18 protein-coding genes and 1 pseudogene are annotated in these 22,303 nt (G+C 66.0%); 10 read left to right on the plus strand and 9 right to left on the minus strand.

The window, feature by feature from the left end:
- Window positions 1–65: 65 nt before the first annotated feature.
- Together UCD39_RS17460 and UCD39_RS17465 are read left to right on the plus strand one after the other, a co-directional pair.
- Window positions 66–338: a hypothetical protein gene (locus UCD39_RS17460; RefSeq protein ID WP_330497161.1), complete on the plus strand. Its 273-nt coding sequence runs from the start codon at window positions 66–68 to the stop codon at window positions 336–338.
- 10 nt (window positions 339–348) lie between these two features.
- The gene (locus UCD39_RS17465) at window positions 349–954 is read left to right on the plus strand and encodes a hypothetical protein (protein WP_330497162.1); all 606 of its coding nucleotides are present in this window, start codon (window positions 349–351) and stop codon (window positions 952–954) included.
- On the opposite strand, the gene UCD39_RS17470 is transcribed toward UCD39_RS17465, so the two are convergent.
- Complete coding sequence (locus UCD39_RS17470) at window positions 955–1,497, minus strand: hypothetical protein (RefSeq protein ID WP_330497163.1); 543 nt, start codon at window positions 1,495–1,497, stop codon at window positions 955–957.
- Window positions 1,498–2,195: 698 nt separating this feature from the next.
- On the opposite strand from UCD39_RS17470, the gene uvrC reads away from it, so the two are divergent.
- The 5 genes from uvrC (at window position 2,196) to UCD39_RS17495 (ending at window position 7,098) form a co-directional block, all read left to right on the plus strand.
- Window positions 2,196–4,085 carry an excinuclease ABC subunit UvrC gene (gene uvrC / locus UCD39_RS17475; RefSeq protein WP_330498479.1) on the plus strand — a complete coding sequence of 630 codons (1,890 nt, stop codon included), beginning with the start codon at window positions 2,196–2,198 and terminating at the stop codon, window positions 4,083–4,085.
- Between the two features lie 115 nt (window positions 4,086–4,200).
- On the plus strand, window positions 4,201–4,842 hold the full coding sequence (pgsA, locus tag UCD39_RS17480; RefSeq protein ID WP_330497164.1) for a CDP-diacylglycerol--glycerol-3-phosphate 3-phosphatidyltransferase: 642 nt from the start codon (window positions 4,201–4,203) through the stop codon (window positions 4,840–4,842).
- 3 nt (window positions 4,843–4,845) lie between these two features.
- On the plus strand, window positions 4,846–5,085 hold the full coding sequence (moaD, locus tag UCD39_RS17485; RefSeq protein WP_330497165.1) for a molybdopterin converting factor subunit 1: 240 nt from the start codon (window positions 4,846–4,848) through the stop codon (window positions 5,083–5,085).
- A gap of 12 nt (window positions 5,086–5,097) precedes the next feature.
- Window positions 5,098–5,592: a molybdopterin synthase catalytic subunit MoaE gene (gene moaE / locus UCD39_RS17490; protein ID WP_330497166.1), complete on the plus strand. Its 495-nt coding sequence runs from the start codon at window positions 5,098–5,100 to the stop codon at window positions 5,590–5,592.
- 201 nt (window positions 5,593–5,793) lie between these two features.
- Window positions 5,794–7,098 carry an ATP-binding response regulator gene (locus UCD39_RS17495; protein ID WP_330497167.1) on the plus strand — a complete coding sequence of 435 codons (1,305 nt, stop codon included), beginning with the start codon at window positions 5,794–5,796 and terminating at the stop codon, window positions 7,096–7,098.
- 256 nt (window positions 7,099–7,354) lie between these two features.
- Here the strand turns inward: UCD39_RS17495 and UCD39_RS17500 are convergent, their stop codons facing one another.
- The 8 genes and pseudogenes from UCD39_RS17500 to UCD39_RS17535 form a co-directional block, all read right to left on the minus strand.
- Window positions 7,355–8,698, minus strand: a complete 1,344-nt coding sequence (locus UCD39_RS17500) for a DUF1329 domain-containing protein (protein ID WP_330497168.1) — start codon at window positions 8,696–8,698, stop codon at window positions 7,355–7,357.
- Between the two features lie 242 nt (window positions 8,699–8,940).
- Window positions 8,941–10,733 (minus strand): annotated as a pseudogene (locus tag UCD39_RS17505) (acyl-CoA dehydrogenase C-terminal domain-containing protein).
- A 79-nt stretch (window positions 10,734–10,812) separates the two neighbouring features.
- Window positions 10,813–13,155 (minus strand): 3-hydroxyacyl-CoA dehydrogenase/enoyl-CoA hydratase family protein, encoded by a 2,343-nt coding sequence (locus tag UCD39_RS17510; RefSeq protein WP_330497169.1) that lies wholly within the window; start codon window positions 13,153–13,155, stop codon window positions 10,813–10,815.
- Between the two features lie 26 nt (window positions 13,156–13,181).
- Window positions 13,182–14,318, minus strand: coding sequence for a thiolase family protein (locus tag UCD39_RS17515; RefSeq protein ID WP_330497170.1), 1,137 nt, complete (start codon window positions 14,316–14,318; stop codon window positions 13,182–13,184).
- Between the two features lie 141 nt (window positions 14,319–14,459).
- Window positions 14,460–14,876 (minus strand): MerR family transcriptional regulator, encoded by a 417-nt coding sequence (locus UCD39_RS17520; RefSeq protein WP_322482022.1) that lies wholly within the window; start codon window positions 14,874–14,876, stop codon window positions 14,460–14,462.
- A 349-nt stretch (window positions 14,877–15,225) separates the two neighbouring features.
- Entirely contained in the window at window positions 15,226–16,848 is a 1,623-nt protein-coding gene (locus UCD39_RS17525; protein WP_330497171.1) for a tetratricopeptide repeat protein, read from the minus strand.
- A 190-nt stretch (window positions 16,849–17,038) separates the two neighbouring features.
- Window positions 17,039–17,953, minus strand: coding sequence for a ribokinase (locus UCD39_RS17530; RefSeq protein WP_330497172.1), 915 nt, complete (start codon window positions 17,951–17,953; stop codon window positions 17,039–17,041).
- A gap of 93 nt (window positions 17,954–18,046) precedes the next feature.
- The gene (locus tag UCD39_RS17535; RefSeq protein WP_330497173.1) at window positions 18,047–19,765 is read right to left on the minus strand and encodes a long-chain-fatty-acid--CoA ligase; all 1,719 of its coding nucleotides are present in this window, start codon (window positions 19,763–19,765) and stop codon (window positions 18,047–18,049) included.
- 756 nt (window positions 19,766–20,521) lie between these two features.
- Between UCD39_RS17535 and UCD39_RS17540 the strand changes: the two genes are divergently transcribed.
- The 3 genes from UCD39_RS17540 to UCD39_RS17550 all read left to right on the plus strand — a co-directional run bounded on the left by UCD39_RS17540 (window position 20,522) and on the right by UCD39_RS17550 (window position 22,238).
- A complete protein-coding gene (locus UCD39_RS17540) occupies window positions 20,522–20,806 on the plus strand; it encodes a hypothetical protein (RefSeq protein WP_330497174.1) in 285 nt (94 codons plus the stop codon).
- 4 nt (window positions 20,807–20,810) lie between these two features.
- Window positions 20,811–21,326 (plus strand): hypothetical protein, encoded by a 516-nt coding sequence (locus tag UCD39_RS17545; protein ID WP_330497175.1) that lies wholly within the window; start codon window positions 20,811–20,813, stop codon window positions 21,324–21,326.
- A gap of 384 nt (window positions 21,327–21,710) precedes the next feature.
- The gene (locus UCD39_RS17550) at window positions 21,711–22,238 is read left to right on the plus strand and encodes a cold-shock protein (protein WP_145736391.1); all 528 of its coding nucleotides are present in this window, start codon (window positions 21,711–21,713) and stop codon (window positions 22,236–22,238) included.
- Window positions 22,239–22,303: the final 65 nt, after the last annotated feature.

The raw sequence follows: 22,303 nt of genomic DNA on the forward strand, positions 1-22,303 counted from the left end.
ACGCTGCCCTGGGGGATATCTGCAGCGTCGGCCTGCCCAAGAGGGGCAGGCGCACTTACGTCGGCGTGCACGTCCGGGAATCGGAACGATACTACCAGTCGCTGTCCCCCCTGGCCGCGCTGCTGGCGCGTCGGGACGCCAAGGCCATGGACGGCGCCTTACTCTCCCTGGATGCGCATGGGGTGGGTGCCACGCCGGAGGATCTGGCGACCTGGATCGCCCGGAACGCCGCGGCCGCCCAGGACCTACCCGACCCTCTGGCCGGCGGCTCGGGGAACACCGCGCATGACTGGAGACAGCGCATCCACCTTGCCGCCCCACCATCCCCCGCACGGTGAGGTCCCCACCATGGCCAGAGAGAATGCCACCCTTGACACCAACCCACCGGCCGACAGCGGCGGCCGGGGACCGGAAATCTTCGGATACCAGGGAAGGCCCCCGCCCGTCCCGCGACTGCCCGCCCATTTCCGCCGTTCGCGCCCACGCCTGGCCACCGTAGCGCTGGTCAGCGCGGTGCTCGCGATGGCCGCCATCGCCTTGGCCATCGTGGGAGCTGACGGCGTCCTTATGCGGGTTTATTATGCTTTCTTCGCCTTCTCACTCCTGGGCGCCACGAAAGCGGCGATCCGTGAATTTTTCAGATGGGGGGTCGTCTTCACCCTCACCGACGAAGGCGTGGCGCTGCCGCGGGGCTCTCTTGTCCGCTGGACGGACATCACCGGCGTGGGCCTGACCAAGGAAGAAACATCGCTCATCCTGCAGTTGGACGACCCGGAGGAGTTCTATAGTTCCCTCAAGTCGACCATGGTCTTCCTGCCGCGCCTCAGCCCGCCGTCGCCCAAGGCGGTCCCGGTCACGCTTGCCGTCGCCAACCTCACCGCCAGCCCCGCAGTGCTGGCCAACTGGATTTACCAGAAGGCCAAAGAGGCGCGGACATCCCCATCGGCGGCATGATCAGCGCGGCGGCGGCGAACTCTCCGGTGTCGCGCGCAGGGGTTGGGCCAGGATGACGACCCAGATGAAGGCGTCGTTGGGCCCGGTGGGCGCGGGGTTGGCCACGCGGGCGACGCCCACATCGGTCATGCCGGGGGTGACGAAGGCGCCAACCGTGGTGTCCGCGCCCTGCCAGATGTCCAGCGGCTGGCCGGGGTCGCCCGACGCCCGCGCCTCCAGCGCGATATCCTGCATGGGAATGTAATGCGCTTGGAGCAGGCCCTGGCGCAGATCCGGCGCGGTCGTGCCGCTGGCCAGCGACATGGCGCGGGCGGCGGCGGCGTCATCCAGCAGCGGCTGGCGGCTGAGTGCGGGCAGCCCGGCCTGGATGCGCGTCTTCTGCACGAAATCGACCAGCGTCTCCGCCGCGTCACGATCCGCCGCGTTCATGGTGATGGCCGTGCCGGCGGGCACCGCCGCCACCGCCTGGTTGCAGAAGCCACCCGCCATGCCGCCCACCGCCAGCAAGGTGGCCGTCAGCATCATGGTCTTGAGGACGCGCATCAGTCTGCTCCGTTTCCTATTCCTGTTGGATGGCCCGCCGGCGACGTGAATACCTGCCATCACCAATCACCGTCAAAACCCAGTTTAGGTCGTGAGTATGGCGGAATATCGACCAGGGGTGGCATGCATACTTGCGTATGAGCTTGGTGGGGGTTGGTGATTCTTTCCCACCGCTCAAGCCAGCGCCAGGAAATCCCTGGAAATTGGGGTCGCAACTAAGTTTTACACAAGCCCCGCGCGTGTTCGCCGACCAACCCTGTCAATCCTTTTTTTACCTTAAATGAACTATTTGTTAGATATTGACAGAACCTGTTTCAAACGAAATCAATAACTTAGCGTTTTATGCCTATTTAATAGGCAAAATCCTGAAAGCCTTGCGGCGCCTGCGTCGGCACACGCTATCAAAGGCTTTTCCGCAAACTTATCCACAGGTTCCGTGGAAGACCGTCGGGTTTTCCCCACCCCTCCGAATGGGGGCTGATTCGGGGGTCCTTACCCCGGAAGGGGTACGATCCACCGCACGTTTCCGGGCTACACCACACCACAACCAAAGCAGCCCACGAGCGGGATGCCAGGGCGGACACTCTGCCCATTGACCCGGCACCAGCAATGGGCAGAGTGTCCGCCCCATGGCCATGACTGAAACCAGCACCGACATCCCCGCCGAGGAGTCCGCCGCGGAAACGCCGCCGGCCGACATGCCCAGCGACGCGACGCCAAAAGTGCGCCGCCGCACCGTGGCCGACCTGAACCGGGGTGTGGAGACCATCAAGGCCTATCTGCGCACCCTGCCGGTGACGCCCGGCGTCTACCGCATGATGAACGAGGGCGGCGACGTCCTGTATGTGGGCAAGGCGCGCAACCTGAAGCGCCGGGTGGCCAACTACACCGTGCCGGCCAAGCTGCCGGTGCGGCTGCAGCGCATGGTGGCCGAGACGGTGACCATGGAGTTCGTCACGACCCATACCGAGGTCGAGGCGCTGCTTCTGGAATCCAACCTGATCAAGCGTCTGATGCCGCGGTACAACGTGCTGCTGCGCGACGACAAGACCTTCCCCCACATCATGATCACCCGGGACCATGACTACCCGGCCCTGATCAAGCACCGGGGCACACGCGACCGGGCCGGCGACTATTTCGGGCCCTTCGCCTCCGCCGGGGCGGTCAACCGCACCATCACCGCCCTACAGCGCGCCTTCCTGCTGCGCAACTGCACCGACAGCGTCTTTTCCACCCGCACCCGCCCCTGCCTGCAGTTCCAGATCAAGCGCTGCACCGCCCCCTGCGTCGGCCGCGTCAGCCGCGCCCAGTATGGCGAGCAGGTGGATGAGGCCGCCGCCTTCCTGGCGGGCAAGAGCCGCGACATCCAGACCCGCATGGCCCAAGCCATGATGGAAGCGTCAGAGGCGCTGGACTTCGAGACCGCCGCCAAGATGCGCGACCGTATCCGCGCCCTGACCGCCATCCAGGCCCACCAGGACATCAATGTCGAGGGCATGGAGGACGCGGACATCATCGCCGCCTATCAGGACGGCGGCACCACCTGCATCCAGGTGTTCTTCTTCCGGGGCGGGCGCAACAACGGCAACCGCGCCTATTTCCCCAGCCACGACAAGAACCAGGGCACGGCGGAGGTGCTGTCCGCCTTCATCGCCCAGTTCTACGACAACCGCGCCGCCCCCGGCCTGGTGCTGATCAGCGAGGACGCGGAGGAGCAGGCGCTGCTGGCCGAGGCCCTGACCCTGCGGGCGGGCCGCAAGGTGGAGCTGGCCGTGCCCAAGCGTGGCGACAAGAAGCGCCTGATGGACCATGCCCTGACCAATGCCCGCGAGGCCCATGGCCGCCGCCTGTCGGAAACAGGCAGCCAGGCCAAGCTGCTGGCCGGGGTGGCGGAGGTCTTCGGGCTGGAGGCGCCACCCGCCCGCATCGAGATCTACGACAACAGCCATATCCAAGGCGCTCATCCCATCGGCGGCATGGTGGTGGCCGGCCCCGATGGCTTCATCAAGAACGCCTACCGCAAGTTCAACATCCGCGACCCCAAGGCGGCCGGCGACGACTTCGCCATGATGCGCGAGGTGCTGACCCGCCGGTTCGAGCGCGCGCTGAAGGAGGACCCGGAGCGTACGGGCGACACCTGGCCCGACCTGCTGCTGATCGACGGCGGCGAGGGGCAGTTGGGCGTGGCGGTGGAGGTTCTGGCAGAGCTGGGCCTGTCAGACATTCCCCTGGTGGGCATCGCCAAGGGCCCCGACCGCGACGCGGGGCGCGAGCGCTTCTTCATGCCTGGGCGTCCGCCCTTCGGCATGGATCCGCGCGACCCCGTGCTCTATTTCCTGCAGCGCCTGCGCGACGAAGCCCACCGCTGGGCCATCGGCAGCCATCGCCAGCGCCGGGAAAAGGCCATCAGCGCCAGCCCGCTGGACGAGGTGGTGGGCATAGGCCCCAAGCGCAAGAAGGCCCTGCTGCTGCATTTCGGCTCCGCCCAAGCCGTTTCGCGGGCAGGACTGGCCGACTTGCGCGCGGTGGACGGGATATCGGACGCCGTGGCCAAAATCATCTATGACCACTTCCATCCGGACGGCTAAACTCCCGCCCACCGGATTGTCACCCGACGGACTGCCGCCCGTGGGTTCCCGTCAGGTGCCAACGCCCTGCCGGCAATTCCATCGTGCCGCCTGAGATCGCCCCCAGGACCGCTTCATGCTGACCAGCCTGCCCAACCTGTTGACCCTGTCGCGGATCGTCCTGATCCCCGTCATCCTGGCCCTGCTCTGGTTTCCGGCGACCTGGACGGCCTGGACGGCCGCCGGGCTGTTCGCGCTGGCCGCCATCACCGACTATTTCGATGGTTACCTGGCCCGGGCCTGGCATGAGGAATCCATCATCGGGCGGTTCCTGGACCCCATCGCCGACAAGCTGCTGGTGGCGGCGGTGCTGTTCCTGCTGGTGGCCGACCATAAGATCGTGGGCCACGCCGTTCTGCCCGCCGTCATCATCCTGCTGCGCGAGGTGGCGGTTTCGGGCCTGCGCGAGTTCCTGGCCGGTCTGCGCGTGGGTGTGCCCGTGTCGCGCCTGGCCAAGTGGAAGACCGCCATCCAGCTGATGGCCATCGGCTGGCTGATCGTCGGCGATCACGGCCCCACCTGGCTGTACGTGCGCCCCATTGGGGAGGTCGGCCTGTGGGCCGCCGCGGTCCTGACCCTGATAACCGGGTGGGATTACCTGCGCGCCGGCCTGCGGCATATGCTGGCCCCCGCCGGGGAGGCCCCGTCGGCGGAGCCCGCGCCAGCGGCCTCCCCCAAGGCGCCCCCGGTCATCAGCGCCGCCCGCACGGGAGCCTGAGCCATGCGCATCCTCTATTTCGCCTGGCTGCGCGCCAAGATCGGCACCGCCGAGGAAGAGGTGGCGCCGCCCGCGGAGGTGACGACCACCGGCGACCTGATCACCTGGCTGCAATCGCGTGGCCCCGCGTACGCCGACGCGCTGGCCAACCGCGCCGTGGTCAAGGTGGCGGTGAACCAGGACTATGTCGGCATGGACCATCCCCTGGCGCCAGGGGATGAGGTGGCCTTGTTCCCCCCGTGACCGGGGGCTGACATGGCCATACGCGTCCAGGCGGAGGATTTCGACGTGGGCGCCGAACTGGCGGCCCTGAGCGACGGCAAGCCATCCATCGGTGGCGTGGCCAGCTTCGTGGGACTGGTGCGCGACATCGCGGGCAAAGAGTCCGTCAGCGCCCTGACCCTGGAGCATTATCCCGGCATGACGGAGCAGCAGCTGGCCGCCATCGAGGCGGAGGCGCGGGCGCGCTGGCCGCTGGACGCGGTGCTGATCATCCACCGCCACGGCCGCCTGCTGCCTGGCGACCGCATCGTCCTGGCCGCCTGCGCCAGCGCCCACCGCGCCGCCGCTTTCCAGGCCTGCTGGTTCCTGATGGATTGGCTGAAGACCAAGGCGCCCTTCTGGAAACGGGAGGAGACGCCGGATGGCGCGCGCTGGGTCGAGGCCAAGGAAGAGGATGAGCATGCGGCCGACCGATGGCGGCAGTCGGCGCCTTCACCCATACGCGACCCGAACGCGACGGATACCTGAAAATACGGGGGGCTTTTTAGACATCGACGCAAACGCTCCCCCTTATGCCGGCCGCATACCGAGTCTAATACCTTCCGTCTAGTCTCTGACTCATTAACTAAAACCTTGGTCAAGTCTTCGCTTTTAGTGGGAATCCCCCCAACAGCGTGGGACAAGTCCCCCGAAATGTTGTAGGATGAGGGCACCAGCTTCAGAGCCCCCATGCCCGACACTTCCAACAACCCGGCCGACCTGCTGGCGCAGGATCAACGCAACGCCACCATCCTGTTGGTGGACAACAACCAGGGATCGCTGATCGCCCTGGTCGACATGCTGCGCCAGGGGGGATTCCGGTTCGTTCATTGCCGGCAGGATGCGCGCGACTTGGCGGGGTATTGCCGCGACCTGTCGCCCGATGTGCTGGTCCTGAACCTGGACGGCGACGGGCCGGCCGAGAATGCGGGGCTGATGGCGGCGTTAGACACGTTGTCAACCCTTTCCGCTGAGGCCCGCCCCGCCGTGTTGCTGCGTGTCGGCCTGCTGGACACCACCCAGCGGGAGCAGGCGCGCCGTCGCGGCGTCGGTGATTTCATCGCCCACAACTGCCACCCCACCGAGGTCGTGACCCGCGTGGCCAGCGCCGCTCGGCTACGCTTCCTGGACCTTCAACTGACGCAACAGCAGCGTCAGGTGGAAATCCAGGTCAGGGACCGCACCGGCCGTCTGCTGGAATCGCTGGAAGCCATGCAGGAGCGGGAGCGGACGCTGCTGGCGGCGTTGGAGCAGACACGCATGGAAATCCGTCAGAAGGCGGACTTCCTCGCCCACGCCACGCACGAGCTGCGCACGCCACTGAACGCCATCCTGGGCTTCGCCGACCTGCTGCGGCGGGAATTCCACGGGCCCCTGGGCGATATGCGCTACCAGGAATACGCTGAGGATGTGCATGCCGCCGCGAGCCACATGGCGGCCGTGGTGGACGGCACGCTGGACCTCAGCCGTGCCGAGTCGGGGCAGGCGATCCTGGAGATGCGGGACATCGACATCGGCCGCGCCGTGCAGGACAGCGCCCGCCTGCTGCGCACCCTGGCGGCGGACAGCGGCGTGGACCTGACGGTGAAGGTGCCCGACCAGCCGCTGCGCCTGCGCACGGATCCGGAGAAGGTGCGCCAGATCATCCTGAACCTGGGCTCCAACGCCCTGAAGTTCACGCCACGGGGTGGGCGGGTAACGGTGGAGGTGCAGGCCGACGATCGGGGCGGCGCCCTGATCCTGGTGGTCCGCGACACCGGCGTGGGCATGGCCCCGCACGAATTGCCCATCGCGCTGAAGCCCTTCGGCCAGGTGCGCGGCCCCCAACATCCGGGCGCCCGGGGCACGGGGCTGGGCCTGCCGCTGACCAAGCGCTTCGTGGAGATGCTGGGCGGCACGCTGGATATCACCAGCACGCCCGGCCGGGGCACCGTCGTCACCGTGCGCCTGCCGGCGCCGGCGAGCGATACAGATGCCAAGCGCGCCAGCGCCTGAGCCATTCCCATCCGGCTGCTTCAGGACCGGCTGACTACCGCTTTACGTTTAGGGAAACTTGACCGGCGCCATTTATGCCGGTGAAAAAGGAAAAGCCCGCGGGAGGTGCGTCCTTCCTCCCGCGGGCTTTACGCATCCGGCGGACCTGAACCCGGCCGGATGCGGTTTCTGCGTCACTCCGGCCTGTCAGGGCCGGTTGTCGGCGGCGGGGGTGCGTCTCTCCCCCGCCGCCAACCCTTTGAACCCTACACGCGCCTCAGCGCACGCCGGACCGGCGCAGGCTGTCCGGCGAGAAATCGGCCGCGGTCAGGCTGACGTTGAAGTTGTAGGGTTTTTCCTGGTTGGTGAAGCCGCTGGCGGTGTAACGGCCCGACTGCAGGTCGTACACGGCGAACAGGCCCGCCCAATAGCTCTGGATGTCATAGAAGTTGATGCCGTGGGCCTCGGTCACGCGCCACAGCTGGTCGCGGCTGTCATACTGGTCGGCGACCAGGATGCCCCAGCTGTCCTCGTCCACGTAGAAGGTGCGGCGGGGATAGATGTGGCTAGTGCCGGCCTTCAGCTTGCCCTCGACCACCCACACCCGGTGCAACTCATACCGGGCATAGTCCTGGTTGATGTGCTTCGGCTTGATCAGCTGGTCATAGGTCAGCTTGTCGCTTTGCAGCTGATAGGCGTTGTAGGGAACGTACATCTCCTTCTTGCCAACCAGCTTCCACTCGTACCGATCCGGGGAGCCGTTGAAGACGTCCAGCTGGTCGGAGGTGCGCAGACCGTCCGAGGCCGTGCCCGGGTTGTCGTAGGCGACGTTGGGCGCGCGGCGAACGCGGCGTTGACCGGGGTTATAGGTCCAGGCGTTACGCGGTTCCTTCACCTGGTCCATGGTCTCATGCACCAGCAGGATTTCGCCCGCCAGACGCGCCGGCGCCGTCACTTCCTGCTGGAAATATAGCGAGGTTTGGCCGTCCGGGCCGGTGTCGGAGTAAAGGAACTTCGACTTTTCGTCGATGTTGATCATGGTGTAGGCGCCATCGGACTGCGGGTTGGCCGCGCCGTACTGGCGTTCCAGCTGCTTGCCCTTCCAGCGCAGGATGTGGTTCCACACCACCTCGACACCCGACTTCGGAATCGGGAAGGGCACGCCCACCTTGGCCCCATCCACGCCGTTGCCGTCGTCCACCAGCTTGGCGCGGGTGGCGTTGGCCAGCGTCTCGTCATAGACGCTCTTGGGCAGGGAGGCGCTGCGGTGGGTCGGGTAAACGACCATCTTGTAATCGGGGTACTGCTTCAGCAGGGCCTTCAGGCCTTCCGGCAGCTTGTCCGCGTACTGGGCCATGTTCTGGCCGGTGATGGTGAACAGGGGCTTGTCGCTGGCGTAGGGATCGACATAGACGCCGCCGGGCTTGTAGCCGGCGGGCGGGGTGGTGATGCCGCCGGTCCATTCCGGAATGGTGCCGTCCTTGTTGCCCGCCTTCTCGGCGCCGTTGGGCGTCAGGGTCTTGCCCAGATCAGCCGCGGACTGCGCCAGGGCGACGCTGGCCATGCCCCCCAGACAGACGGCGAAGGCGCCGCCGACCAACGCGGTGTTGCTCCACTTCATCCTTTTCCTCCCTTGTGCGCCCGGATATTCACCGACGCGCGTATCGTTAGCCGAGTGGGTCCTGGTCCAAACGTTCGTTTCCCCAACACCCATTCCCAAACGCTCACTCAAGGATCCCCCACCTCTGGGACAACCGTCCCGGGATTGGCGTTTGATCCTCTCATTTCAATAGTTTGGTCGATGCCGGCGCGACGCGCAATGGCTGTCGAACCGGCATCGCCGGAGAAAAGCGGGTGTGGGCCTCAGAACAGTTCGGCCTCCAGATCCATGACGGTCTTGGCCCCGGACATCAGGGCCTTGAAGCGGAAATCCACCTCGGGCAGCAGGCGCTGCACGAAGAAGCGGGCGGTCTTGATCTTGGCCTCATAGAAGCCGGACTTGCCGTTGCCGCCCTCGGCCAGCTTGGCGTTCGCCACCTTGACCATGCGCAGCCACATCCAGCCCAGGGCCACCAGGCCGAAGATGCGCAGATAGTCGGTGGAGGCGGCACCGGCCTCGTCGGGGTTCTTCATGCCCTTCTGGGCAATGATGGCGGTGGACTGCTGCAGCTTGCCGAAGGCCTTGGCCAGCGGGCCGGCGAATTCCAGCAGATCCGTGTCCTCCATCGCCGACTCCAGTTCCCCCGCCAGCGGGTGGAAGAAGCGGCGCAGCAGGCGGCCCATGTCCTGGCCCAGCTTGCGGCCCACCAGGTCCAGCGCCTGGATGCCGTTGGCGCCTTCGTAGATCATGGCGATGCGGGCATCGCGCACGAACTGCTCCATGCCCCATTCGCGGATATAGCCGTGGCCGCCGTACATCTGCTGGGCCATGGTGGCGCACTCATAGCCCATGTCGGTGAAGTAGGCCTTCACCACCGGGGTCAGCAGGGCCACGAACTCGTCCGCCTCGGCGCGGGCCTTGGGGTCGGGGTTGTGGGCCGCCTGGTCCAACTGGATGCCCACCCAATAGCCCAGGGCGCGGGCGCCCTCGGTGAAGGCCTTGATGGTCATCAGGTTCTTGCGCACGTCCGGATGGACGATCAGCGGGTCGGCGGCCTTCTCCGGCTCCTTGGCGCCGGTCAGCGACCGACCCTGCAGGCGTTCCTTGGTGTAGGTCAGCGCGTTCTGGTAGGCGACGGTGGCGATGCCCAAGCCCTGCATGCCCACGCCCAGGCGGGCGGCGTTCATCATGGTGAACATGGCGCGCATGCCCTTGTGGGGCTCACCCACCAGCCAGCCCTTGGCGTCGTCGAAATTCATGACGCAGGTGGCGTTGGCCATGATGCCCATCTTGTGCTCGATGGAACCGCACATGACGCCGTTGCGTTGGCCGGGCTGGTTGTCCGCGGTCGGCAGGAACTTCGGCACCAGGAACAGGCTGATGCCCTTCACGCCCGGGGGGCGTCCGGCAGCTTGGCCAGCACCAGGTGGATGATGTTGCTGGTCAGGTCATGCTCACCGGCGGAGATGAAGATCTTGGTGCCGGTGATGTTGTAGCTGCCGTCGTCGTTGGGGACGGCCTTGGTCTTGATCAGGCCCAGGTCGGTGCCGCAGTGCGGCTCCGTCAGGCACATGGTGCCCGACCACTCGCCCGAGGTCATCTTGGGCAGGTAGGTGTCCTTCAGCTCATCGTTGGCGTGGGTGTGGATGGCGTTCCACGCCCCCTGCGTCAGGCCGGGGTACATGGCGAAGGCCATGTTGGCGGAGATCAACAGTTCCTCGAGCACGAAGGTGATGGCGTGGGGCAGGCCCTGGCCACCGTACTTCGGGTCCATGGACAGGCCCTGCCAGCCACCCTCGACATAGGCCTGGTAGGCTTCCTTGAAGCCCTTGGGGGTGCGCACCACGCCATTCTCGTAGTGGCACCCCTCCTCATGGCCCGAGCGGTTCAGGGGCTGCAGCTCGTTCTCGCAGAGCTTGGCCGCCTCTTCCAGGATGCTGGAAACGAGATCGCGCGTGGCGTCCTCGAAGCCCGGCAGCTTGGCCAGATCTTCGGCCTGCAGCAGGTCGTTCAGGACGAAATCGATGTCTTCGAGCGGCGCCTTATAGGTCGGCATCGGAGAATTCCCTTAATTCCAAGGGGTAGCTTCGGGACACGCCGGGACGGTCGCCCGCCCCGGCCCCAAGACGAGAGCGTCAGTTGCGCAGCGGCTTGCCGGTGGACAGCATGTGGTCGATGCGGTCGATGGTGCCGGGCGTGCGCACCAGGCGCATGAAGGCCTCACGCTCCAGGTCCAGCAGGTCGTCCTCGGTCAGCACCGTGGTGATGTCGGTGTCGCCACCGGTCAGCACCCACGCCAGTTCGCCGGACACGACCACATCGTGGTCGGTGGCCTTGCCCTGGCCGTGGAAGCCTTCCACCGCCATATCCAGCGCCGTGCGCGCGCCGGGACCGGGCAGGCGGATTTCCACCGGCTCCGGCGCCGTGTAGTCCTTGGCCAGTTCCAGGGCCTTGGCCTTGGCGTCGGCCAGCAGGCGGTCGCGGTTCATGGTGATGCCGTCGGTCGGGCGCAGGATCAGCATCTCCTTCGCCTCGAACGCCGACTTCGCCACCTTGGCCGTGCTGATGTACTCGAAGGCCTTGGCGATGGGGGGCATGGGGCCGCCCGGACGCTTCTTGTTGAAGGTGTGGCGGTACAGCATTTCCTTGCAGCCGCCCCAGCCCGGCACCAGGCCCACGCCCACCTCGACCAGGCCGATGTAGCTTTCGGCGTGCGCCTGCACCGCGTCGCAGTGCAGCAGGATCTCGCAACCGCCGCCCAGGGCCATGCCGGAGGGGGCGCCCACCACGGGGAAGGGCGCGTACTTCAGTGCCTTGTAGGTCTGCTGACCTTCGGCCGTCGCCTGCTCGATCTGCGGCCACAGGGCGATGTTCAGCGCGAACAGGGCCAGGCCCAGGTTGGCGCCGACGGAGAAGTTGTCGCCCTCGTTATGGACGACCAACGCCTTGTAGGCCCCGGACTTGCCGTCGCCGATGATGTCGATGGCCTTGCGGTAGAGGGCCATCACCTGGTCGTCCAGGGCGTTCATCTTGCCGGTGAATTCCAGGCACAGCACGCCGTCGCCGATATCCCACAGGGCGGCGGACGCCGTCTTGGCCACGGGCTTGGACGCCCGCTTCACATCCGACAGCAGCAGCACACCCGCCGGGCGTTCCACCACCGCGTACTCGCCCTGCGTGGTCAGGTAGTGCAGACGGCCATCCTCCACCTTGTAGAAGGGGCGGCCGGCGGCCAGGGTCACCAGGGCGGGAACGGGCAGGCCGGCCTCGGTCAGCTTCTCGGCGAACCAGGCCGTGCCCAGGGCGTCGATCATCTCGAACGGGCCCTGCTTCCAATTGTAGCCCAGGCGCATGGCGGCATCGACGTCCAGGATGGTGTCGGCGATCTCCGGCACCAGGCTGGCGGCGTAGGCCAGCGCCTGGCTCAGCACCTTCCAGGCGTACTGGCCACCCTTGTCGCTGTGGGTCACCAGGCCCTTCAGGCTGCGCTCCTTGGCCGACGCCAGCTCAGCCTTAACGGTCGGGCGGTAGGCGCCGGTCTTCAGGTCGATGGTCTCGCGCACCCGCTTGCCATCCGGCGTCTTGGTCTGGCGGTAGAAACCGCCCTTGCCCTTACGGCCGGTGTAGCCCTCGGCGATCATCTTCGCCTGCAGCGGATTCTCGCGATAGACCCGGCGATAGTCGTCCTGCGCCGGCAGGGTGGACAAAAGGCTCTTGGCGATGTGCGGCCCGAGGTCGATGCCGACCAGGTCCAGCAGGCCGAAGGTGCCGGTCTTGGGCAGGCCCATGGGCTTGCCGGTGATCAGGTCCGTCTCCTCCACCGTCAGGCCCAGATCCTCGGCGGCGTTCACCGCCGCCTGGAACCAGTAGGTGCCGATGCGGTTGGCGATGAAGCCGGGGGTGTCCTTGCAGTGCACCACGCCCTTGCCCAGCCGCACGTCGCACACCTGGCGGATGGTGTCGACGGCATCCTTGCGGGTCTTCGGACCGGCCACGATCTCCAACAGCCGCATGTAGCGCGGCGGGTTGAAGAAGTGGGTGATCATGAAGTCGGCGGCGAACTGGTCGCTGGCGCCCTCCAGCAGGATTTCCAGCGGGATGGTGGAGGTGTTGGAGCTGACGACCGAGCCCGGCTTGCGCACCGCGTCCAGGCGGCGGTACAGCGCGTGCTTGATGTCCTTGTTCTCGATCACCGCCTCGATGATCCAGTCGACGTCCTTCAGCTTTTCCAGGTCGTCTTCCGTGTTGCCGGGGGTGACCAGCTTGGCGGCATCCCGGTGCATGAAGGCGGCGGGTTCCGTCTTCAGCAGCTTTTCGACCGCCCCCTTGGCGACGACGCTGCGATCACCGCCGCTGTCCTTCACGGCCTGGGGAACGATGTCCAGCAGGAAGACGGGAATGCCCGCGTTGGCGATGTGGGCGGCGATGCCGCTGCCCATCACCCCGGCGCCGATGACGGCGGCGCTTTTGATTTCCATGGGGTCTCTCCTCAACCGGGGGCCGATCAGACCGCTTCCAGGACGGTGGCGATGCCCTGGCCGCCGCCGATGCACTGCGTGACCAGCGCGAACTGCTTGCCTTCGCGCTTCAGCAGGCTGGCGGCCTTGCCGGTGATGCGGGCGCCGGTGGCGCCCAGCGGGTGGCCCAGGGCGATGGCGCCGCCATCCAGGTTCACCTTGGCGGGGTCGAAGCCCAGCTCATGCGCCACGGTCATGGACTGCACCGCGAAGGCCTCGTTGCTCTCCACGATGTCGATGTCCTTCACCGTCAGGCCGGCGCGCTCAAGCGCCTTGCGCGAGGCCGGCACCGGGCCGTAGCCCATGATGGTGGCGTCGCAGCCGGACACGGCGATGGAGCGGATGCGGGCCAGGATGGGCAGACCGTGGGCCTTGGCGTACTCCTCGCTGGTCACGAGCGTGGCGGACGCGCCGTCGGTCAGCGGGCTGGAGGTGCCGGCGGTGACGGTGCCCTCCTGGTCGAAGGCCAGCTTCAGGCCGGCCAGGGTCTCGGCCGTGGTTTCGGGGCGGATGCAGCCGTCCTTGTCCACCAGCTTGCCCCTCACGTCGATGCCGACGATCTCATCGGCCAGGCGGCCGGCGGCCTGCGCGGCGGCCGCCTTCTGGTGCGAGGTGACGGCGTAGGCCTCCTGGTCGGCACGGCTGAAGCCGAACTTCTTGGCCAGGTTCTCGGCCGTGATGCCCATGGCCATGTAGGCGCCGGGGTTGGCGGCGTGCAGGGCGGCGTTGGGCATGGGGTTGAAGCCGCCCATGGGGATGCGGGTCATGCTCTCGACGCCGGCGGCGATGAAGGCCTTGCCGGCGCCCAGCGCGATGGCGCCCGCCGCCATGTGGATGGCCTGCATGGAGGAGCCGCAGAAGCGGTTGACCGTGGTGCCGGCCACCGCCTGGGGCAGGCCGGCGATCATGCCGATCAGCTTGGCGACGTTGAAGCCCTGCTCCCCTTCCGGGAAGGCGCAACCGACGATCAGGTCTTCCAGATCGGCGGTGTTCACGCCGGTGCGCTCGACCAGCGCCTTGACCACCGTCGCGGCCAGATCGTCAGGGCGAACCTTCACCAGGTCGCCCTTGTTGGCCAGCGTGAACGGGGACCGGGCGTAACCGGCGATAACGGCTTTAGTCATTGGTGTGCTCCTCGCCTTGGCAAACGGGGCGGCGCCTCATTTCGCGGGCGCCGGATCATTGGGTGCGGGAAGGACCGGGCCAGGATGCGTCCCCGGCACGGCGAACTGGATGAACGAATGGGGAAAGGGACCCGGCGCCGGTCAGACGTCCAGGGCCCCCTTCTTGGCCAGATGGTCGACGACCAGGCTCTCGATATCCTTGAGGTCGACCAAGGTCTGCTGCACGTCGCGCAGCTGCTGTTCCAGGGTGGTGATGCGGTCGCGCGCGCTTTTCAGCAGGAAACGCATCTGCTCGACCTGGGCGTCGCCCACATCGTACAGATCCAGGAAGTCCTTGATGCCGGCGATGGTAAAGCCCAGGCGCTTGCCGCGCATGATGAGCTTCAGGCGCGCCCAGTCACGATGGGTATAGACCCGCTGCTGCCCCTCGCGTCGGGGGGTCAGAAGGCCCTCGTCCTCATAATAGCGGATGGTGCGGGGCGTCAGCTCGAAAGCCTCGGCCAATTGACTGATGGTGTAGGTCTCTTCCACCGCCGTCACGGGCGCTCCGTCGGGCATGGGTCCTCTCCCTGGGCTGGCCGAAACCCCCTCGTTTAGTGGAGGGTCGGCGCCTTACGTTTACGTAAACGTAAGGGCGGACACGGCAGATGTCAATGGGCCTGAATCAACTTTCAACTTCATCCGTTGGGGGTAGCCGTTGGCTTGCTAAATCATGCCCGCAGGCGGGCGGGCGGTCGCGCCGTCGGCCTAGGGGCGCTTAGATTGAAGGGGTGGGCGCCAGCGGCATGAGCCCGGCTCATGCCGTAGGACGCGACCGCGTCCGCCGGACCTTTCCGGGGAACGAAGTGGACTGGAAAGGGAGGATAAGCCAAGCCAGCGGATGCTGGCGCCTGGCGTTTGAGGGAACTCAGATGAAGAAATGTATCTGCGTGCGGTCGTAGCCGGTGCCCAGCAGCATGGGCTGGCCCTGGGCCACGGGGAAGTCGTGGCCGAAGAAGTAGACCGCCTGCTTCCAGTGGTTGGTGCGGGCGGCGGATCGGGAGCTGTAGACCACCTCCTCGTCCATGTGCAGGTCGAACCAGAAAGCGACCCCTTGCACCAAGCCGGGGCGGGTGGCCTGGACGGTCAGGCTTTTCAGGTCACTGTCCGGCATGCTGACGCGGAAGTCGAAGAACCAGGCCGGAAACGGGTCCGACAGCATCTGGTGGTCATCTCCGGCCAGGTCGATCTGCTGATAACCGGGCGCGCGGAACTGGTCGAATCGGCTCATGTCGAAGCCGCTGACGCTGCGGATGGGGCTGACGCGCCGCAGGTCGTCCGCCTGGATCAACTGGGCCCAGACGGTCGCGGCGGCGGGAATGACGCGGGCGCCGGGTCGGGCCAGGTTACGCCGGGCGTGGTCCAGGATGGCCAGCATGTCGGGCGCCAGCATGCCGACATTGACGATGTCGGACACCAGCACGTCCGCCGGGCGCGGCAAATCCACGCCCAGCTTCAGGTCCTGCGGTTTCTTGGCCACGATGGTCACGCGGTCGGCATAGCCGTTCAGCGCCACCGTCTCGCGCGCCACGGTGGCCAGGGCGGCCAGCGGCTCCGACGCCACCACCCGGGCGGCACCGGCGCGGGCGGCCATCATGCTGACCAGGGCGGAACCGGCGCCCAGTTCCAGCACCAGGTCGCCCGGGCGGATGGCCCGCAGCAGCGCCGCCTCATAGGCGTCGTTGCGTTCGTGATCGTTCAGGCGGGGGATGTGCCAGGCCGGCACCTGGGTGCTGCGCAGCAGTTGCAGCGCGTACTGCACCGCCTGGTTATCCGGCAGGCGCGCCTGCACGCCCGTCAGCAGCGCCACGGCATCATCGGTGCGGTCCTGGCCTTGGAACACCTGGGCCAGGCAGATCGCCGCCTCATACCGGCTGCTGTCGGCGGCCAGCACCTGGGCGAACAGGCCGCCCGCCTCGTCCAGCCGCCCGGTGTAGAGCAGCAGGGCGCCGAGGTTGTAGAGGGCGTCCAAATTGTCGGGCAGCAGGCCCAGGGAGTGGCGGAAGCAGAACTCCGCCTCCTCCAGGCTGCCCAGCTCACGCAGGGTGTTGCCCAGGTTGTTGTGCGCCTCGGCATAGCGGGGATTGATTTCCACCGCCTCGCGGAAACGGGCCTCGGCCTCGGCCAGGCGGCCCAGGGCGCGCAGGGCATTGCCCAGGTTGTTCTGGCTGACCGCGTCCTCGGGGTTGAGGGCGACGGCGGTGCGGAAGCAGGCCTCCGCCATCTCGAACTGACGGCAGCCATACAGCAGGACACCCCGGCTGTTGTGGTACTGGAAGTTCTCGCCGTCCAGGGCGATGGCCTGTTCGAACAGGTCGTTGGCCTCGATGGGCCGATTGGCCTTCAGCGCGATCACGCCCAGCAGGTGGGTCGCCTCCGCATGAGCGGGATCGGTCGCCAGCGCGGTGCGGCAGCTCATCTCCGCTTCCGCCAGGAAGCCGGCCATCAAGTGCTGGCGGGACAGGTCCACACAATCCTGGACGAAGGACATCCACTCCTCCTCGGGGGCAAGGTCGCGTCTTTGCGCCAGAAGGAGAGCAAGGGGTGTGCCAGACGCCCCCCTTGCCGAAGATCTTGGATTCCCTACAGGATTGCAATGAACCATCGGCGGTGCAGGACGCCCGCGCTGGACCGGGAAGCGTCGCCGGGCAAAGCTTGCCCGGCAGGTTAGGCCAGGCGGATCAAGCGAGAACGGCCCGCACCTCATCCCCCGTGGGCATGGCGTCGCCCGCCCCCACCCGGGTCACCGCGATGCTGGCGGCGACGTTGGCGTGGCGCATGGCCTGGGGCAGCGTGTCACCCAGGGCCAGGCGGGCGGCCACGGAGCCGACGAAGCAGTCACCGGCGCCGGTGGTGTCCACCGCCTTGACCGTGCGGCCGGGCACGATGACCTGATCGTCGGCGGTGACCGCCAGCGCGCCGCGCACGCCCAGGGTGGCCACCACGGTCTGCCCAGGCCGCCGCATCAACCGGCGGGCCGCCGCGGCGACGGCGTCCACCGGCGCGTCGCCGGCCAGTTCCACGCCGGCGAAATGGCCCAGCTCCGTCTCATTCACCACCAGGATATCGATGTCGGCCCACAGGCTGTCGGGCGCGTCGTCCAGCGCCGGGGCGGCGTTGAGAATGGTGGTGGCGCCGACCGCGCGGCCCCGGCGGAAGAAGTCGGCGATGGTGGCGCGGGGGATCTCGAACTGGCTGACCAGGATGTCACCCGCCTGGAGGGCGACGGCCTCCAGGTCGGCCGGCGCCACCTCGCCATTGGCGGCGGGGATGACGACGATGCTGTTCTCGGCACTGGCATCCACCATGACGATGGCGGTGCCGGTGGCGGTGTCGGTCCGGGCGATGCCCTGGGTGCTCACGCCGTTGGCCTGGAAGAAGGCTAGCGCCTGGTCGCCGAAGGCGTCGCGCCCCACACGGCCGATGAATTCCACCGCCACACCTTGGCGGGCGGCGGCGATAGCCTGGTTCAGGCCCTTGCCGCCCCGGCCGAAGGCCACGGTCTCACCGCTGACCGTCTCCCCCGGGCGGGGGGCGCGGCGCATGGTGGTGAGGACATCGGTGTTGATGCTGCCGGCGACGACGACTTTGGGCATGGAAGGACCTGATCAACGGGGTGGAAAAATAAGGACGGCGGCGATGCCAGGACACCGCCGCCGATCCAGTCTACAAAACCAAGCGTGGCTACGTCAGGAGGCCTTGGCTTTTTTCTCCGCCTCCAGCTCGTCCAACAGGGCCTTGCGCGACAGCTTGCCAATCATGGTCTTCGGCAATTCGGCGCGGAATTCCACCTGCTTGGGCAGCTCGATGGCCGACAGCTTGTCGCGCAGGAAGTCGCACAGCTCGGCCTGGGTCAGGGTGTGGCCCTCGGTCAGCTTGATGTAGGCCTTCACCGTCTGGCCGCGATAGGGATCCGGCACGCCCAGCACGATGCACTCGTTGACGGCGGGGTGCAGGTAGATCGCCTCCTCCACATTGCGCGGATAGACGTTGTAGCCGCCGGCCAGGATCATGTCCTTGATGCGGTCGACGATGTAGATGTAGCCGTCCTCGTCCATGTAGCCGACGTCGCCGGTGTGCAGGCGACCATCGCGCAGAGTGATGGCGGTTTCATCCGGGCGTTTCCAATAGCCCTTCATGACCTGCGGCCCGCGGATGCAGACCTCGCCCCGCTGGCCCTGGGCCACGGGGGTCTTGCCGTCTTCGACATCGATGATCTCGATGATGGTGCCGGGCACCGGCAGGCCGATGGAGCCAACCTTGACCTTGCCCCCCACGGGGCCATCGATGGGATTGACCGTGGCCACGGGCGACAACTCGGACAGGCCGTAGCCCTCCACCAGCTTGCAGCCGGTGTGGCCCTCAAAGGTCTGGCAGACATCCAGCGGCAGCGGCGCGCCGCCGGAGATGCTGAAGGCCAGCGAGGACAGGTCGTACTTGGCCCGGTCCTTATAGTTGTTGATGGCGGTGTAGATGGTGGGCACCGCCGGGAACTGGGTCGGCTTCTTCTTGTCGATGGTGTCCAGCACCTGCTCAATCTCGAACCGGGGCAGCAGGATCATCTCCGCCCCCAGGTAGATCGACAGGTTCATGACGCCGGTCATGGCGAAGACATGGAACAGCGGCAGCACGCCCAGCATGCGCTCCTGCCCCGGCCGGCCCTGGTAGAACCACAGCGCCGACTGCACCGTATTGGCCGTCAGGTTGGCGTGGGTCAGCATGGCGCCCTTGGGGATGCCCGTCGTGCCGCCGGTGTACTGCAGCACCGCCACGTCCTGCACCGGGTCGATGGTGACCGGGGTATAGCGGCCATCGTTGGCCGTCAGGGCGCGGAAGCTGATGTTGTGGGCGTCGGCCGGCGGACGGGCGATGTCCTTCCGCTTGGCCAGCGGATACAGAAGGTTCTTGGGGAACGGCAGGATGTCGGCCATGCGGCCGGTGACGATCTTCTTCAGGCAGGTCTGGGCCAGCATCGGCACCAGCTTGCCATAGCACTGGGGCACGTCGACCGTGATCATGATCTCCACCTCGGAGTCATTGATCTGCTTGACGAGCTCGCGCTCCGCATACAGCGGGTTGAAGTTCACCACCGTGGCGCCGGTCTTCAGGATGCCGTAGTAGCAGAAGACGGAATAAGGGGTGTTGGGCAGGAACAGGCCGACATTGCTGCCCCGGCCCACGCCCAGCGCCTGCAGGCCCTTCGCCACCCGGTCCACCATGTCGGCGCCCTGGCGATAGGTATAGCGCTTGCCGAGGAAATCGATGAAGGGACGGTCGGCGAAGCGCGCGGCGGAGCTGTCGAACAAGTCCGTCAGGGGCTTCACCGGTATGGGCGCGTTCCAATCCACGCCCGTCGGATAACTATGTTCCCAAATGTGCGCCGCACTCACGGCCGGGTCGGCCATCATACGTTTTCTCCCCAGGGGCGGCCCGCCACTCAGGTATGGGGTGCCACCGCTCCAATTGTGTTTTGAAGCTCAGGGTGCCGACCTGGCGACGAGGGACGCATACCCGGCGGTCGTATCGGCAACCGACATGCCGGGGCGTTGGTCCCCGGTCTAGGGCGGTAACGTGCCTGGATCGCGGGCGCTACTCAAGCGTTTCCTGAACGGCGAACCGTTAAGCCGAGGTTAGGTGGCTGTGAGAGCCTGTGGTTTCGGCCAGGCGCCTTGCCCCTAGAAAGGATGCCGCCATTCTTTGCGCAACGCCGCGCCAGCTGACGCGCCGCGCCGACAGGCGCTTTTTCAATTGCAGAGATGCGACATTTTGGCACCCCAGTGCGCCAAGTTTTCCACACGCCAGCCAAATGGCTTTATAGGGCATAAAGATTCTGCCGAAGATCAAATACAGGAAGCATACTTTGGTATTCCTTGATTTTATGGCGGCCACAACCGGCAAAATATATTTGAAAAAAAGAATCAAATGGCAAAATTCATTTATGCTTTTCGGCTTTTGTCTACGATAAAGGGGGTCAAAATCACTTCCAAGTGTGTCGCGAAAACAATCCCATCAGCGATGGGTAATGATTTTCCATCTTCACTCTTTAATAAAAATGGCCCATTCCACACTCCAGATAGGGCGCCCCTCACCCCATTGACAACTTGCAATTTTGTTACGAAATTCGATTGCGGAGAGCATTTTTCTCTATCAATGGAGGAACAAATATGACGGCCATGCTGCAAGACCCATCTCGGTTCCGCCACTTCGACCAGATGGAAGAGCTTAGCTTGGAAGAGTTGGAACTCGTTAGCGGTGGTGGTGTAATCGCCGATGGTTTCACCGGTGCAGGTGGGGCTGCGGGTTGGCTTGCCGGCGCCCGGGCTGGCGCTCAGCTTGGCGCGGCGGTCAGTTGGATCGGGGGGCCTGCCGGTGAAGTTGGCGGCATCATCATCGGCGCAGCGGCTGGCGCGATCGTTGGCGGGCTCATCGGCCGCGCGTTAGAGGACTGATAAAATGTCGAAGGGGGGCGATGAAAAAGAGCCGGCAAGAACGTTCGTAAGCTATGCGCGCGGACGCGGCAAAGTCGCCCCCCTTCCCCGTCCGCATCTTGTTTTTCGCCGCTTGGCGAGCCTTTCCCCCTTCGGCTCCATTCGTGATTTCATCCTTTGGCTGTCTTTGGTCGTCGTGCTTATGCCGACGGCTTTCTACATTGTTTCCACCGTGCTGGATCAGGCGTCCGCACGGGGTGCCATGGCCGGGGCGGCGATTGGGCTGATCTGCACGCGTATCCTGAATTTGCGCGGTAAAGCTGAATTGCAGGACACGTCGCCCCAGGAAATCACTGAGCATTTGGAAATAATGAACTATCGGTATGTTGGGCTTCTTGATGGATTTCGCCTGCTGAAGCCTGCGGGAAATAGCTGGCTGCGTTGGGACAGCAATATCGCACTTGTTGGCCCCCACGAGATTGAGGCGCCTCTGTTCCTGATGTGGAGCCTGAATAAAAGACTCCGATCCCATAATGTCTAAGGCAGATTGGCAAAGGCCAAATCGCATTGGAAGGCGGGCCCAGGCGCGCCGTGATCCCCCAGGCAGCGACCCTCTGCCGACCAGCCAACGGCGGCGCTGACCGCTACGCCCAACCGGCTTGGAAGATGACCAGAACTAACGGCCCGCCGCCTGTGGATGACGGGACGGAAGTCCCTGCCGCAGCGCAACATTTCGCCACACATTACAGTAGCGGTCCCGGGGAGTTTATGTTTACCATTAAGACGGGTTAAGCCGCCGCATTGACAGTAAATCAGGGACAGTTCCGGGACACCGGACGCACCGGCGCGGTGGTTATTGGGAGGTGAGATCATCGGGCCGGCGCCCGTTTGGGCGAACCCGGCGCAATCGGGAAGGTACTGCCTCGTGCCACGCTTCGGATCGTATGACGCCTTCAGCCAGGACGAGGGTCTCCCGGCCAAGGCCCAGGTTAAATGGTTCAACACCTCCAAAGGATTCGGCTTCGTCGCCCTTGAGGACGGAACGCCCGACGCTTTCCTGCACATTTCGGTGATCAGCCGGGCGGGTTTGGCGGACATCTCCGAGGGAACGGAACTGCTCTGCACCATCGGCGCCGGGCCCAAGGGCCCCCAGGTGCTGCGCATCGTGGAGGTCACCGGAACGGCGGCCCCGCCGGAACGCGCCGCCGCCCCGCGCACCCGGGACCGTGTGCCCACGGGGTCGGAGATCGAGATCGACGGCACCGTCAAATGGTTCAAGGCCGACAAGGGATTCGGCTTCGTCCTGGCCGATGACGGCGGCAAGGACGTCTTCGTGCACAAGAGCGTCCTGCGCCGGTGCGGCATGGACCATCTGGATGAGGGACAGCGGGTGCAGATGCGCATCGCCGACGCCCCCAAGGGCCGCGAGGCGGTGTGGGTGGCCCTGGCCTGAGGCTCACCTCCCGCGCCCTCCTGCTTGAGAAACAGCCCCGGAAGCGTCGCTTCCGGGGCTGTTTT

Origin of the sequence: Nitrospirillum karajorum (assembly GCF_036348415.1) — a bacterium.
In the GTDB taxonomy this organism is placed as follows: Bacteria; Pseudomonadota; Alphaproteobacteria; order Azospirillales; family Azospirillaceae; genus Nitrospirillum; species Nitrospirillum amazonense_B.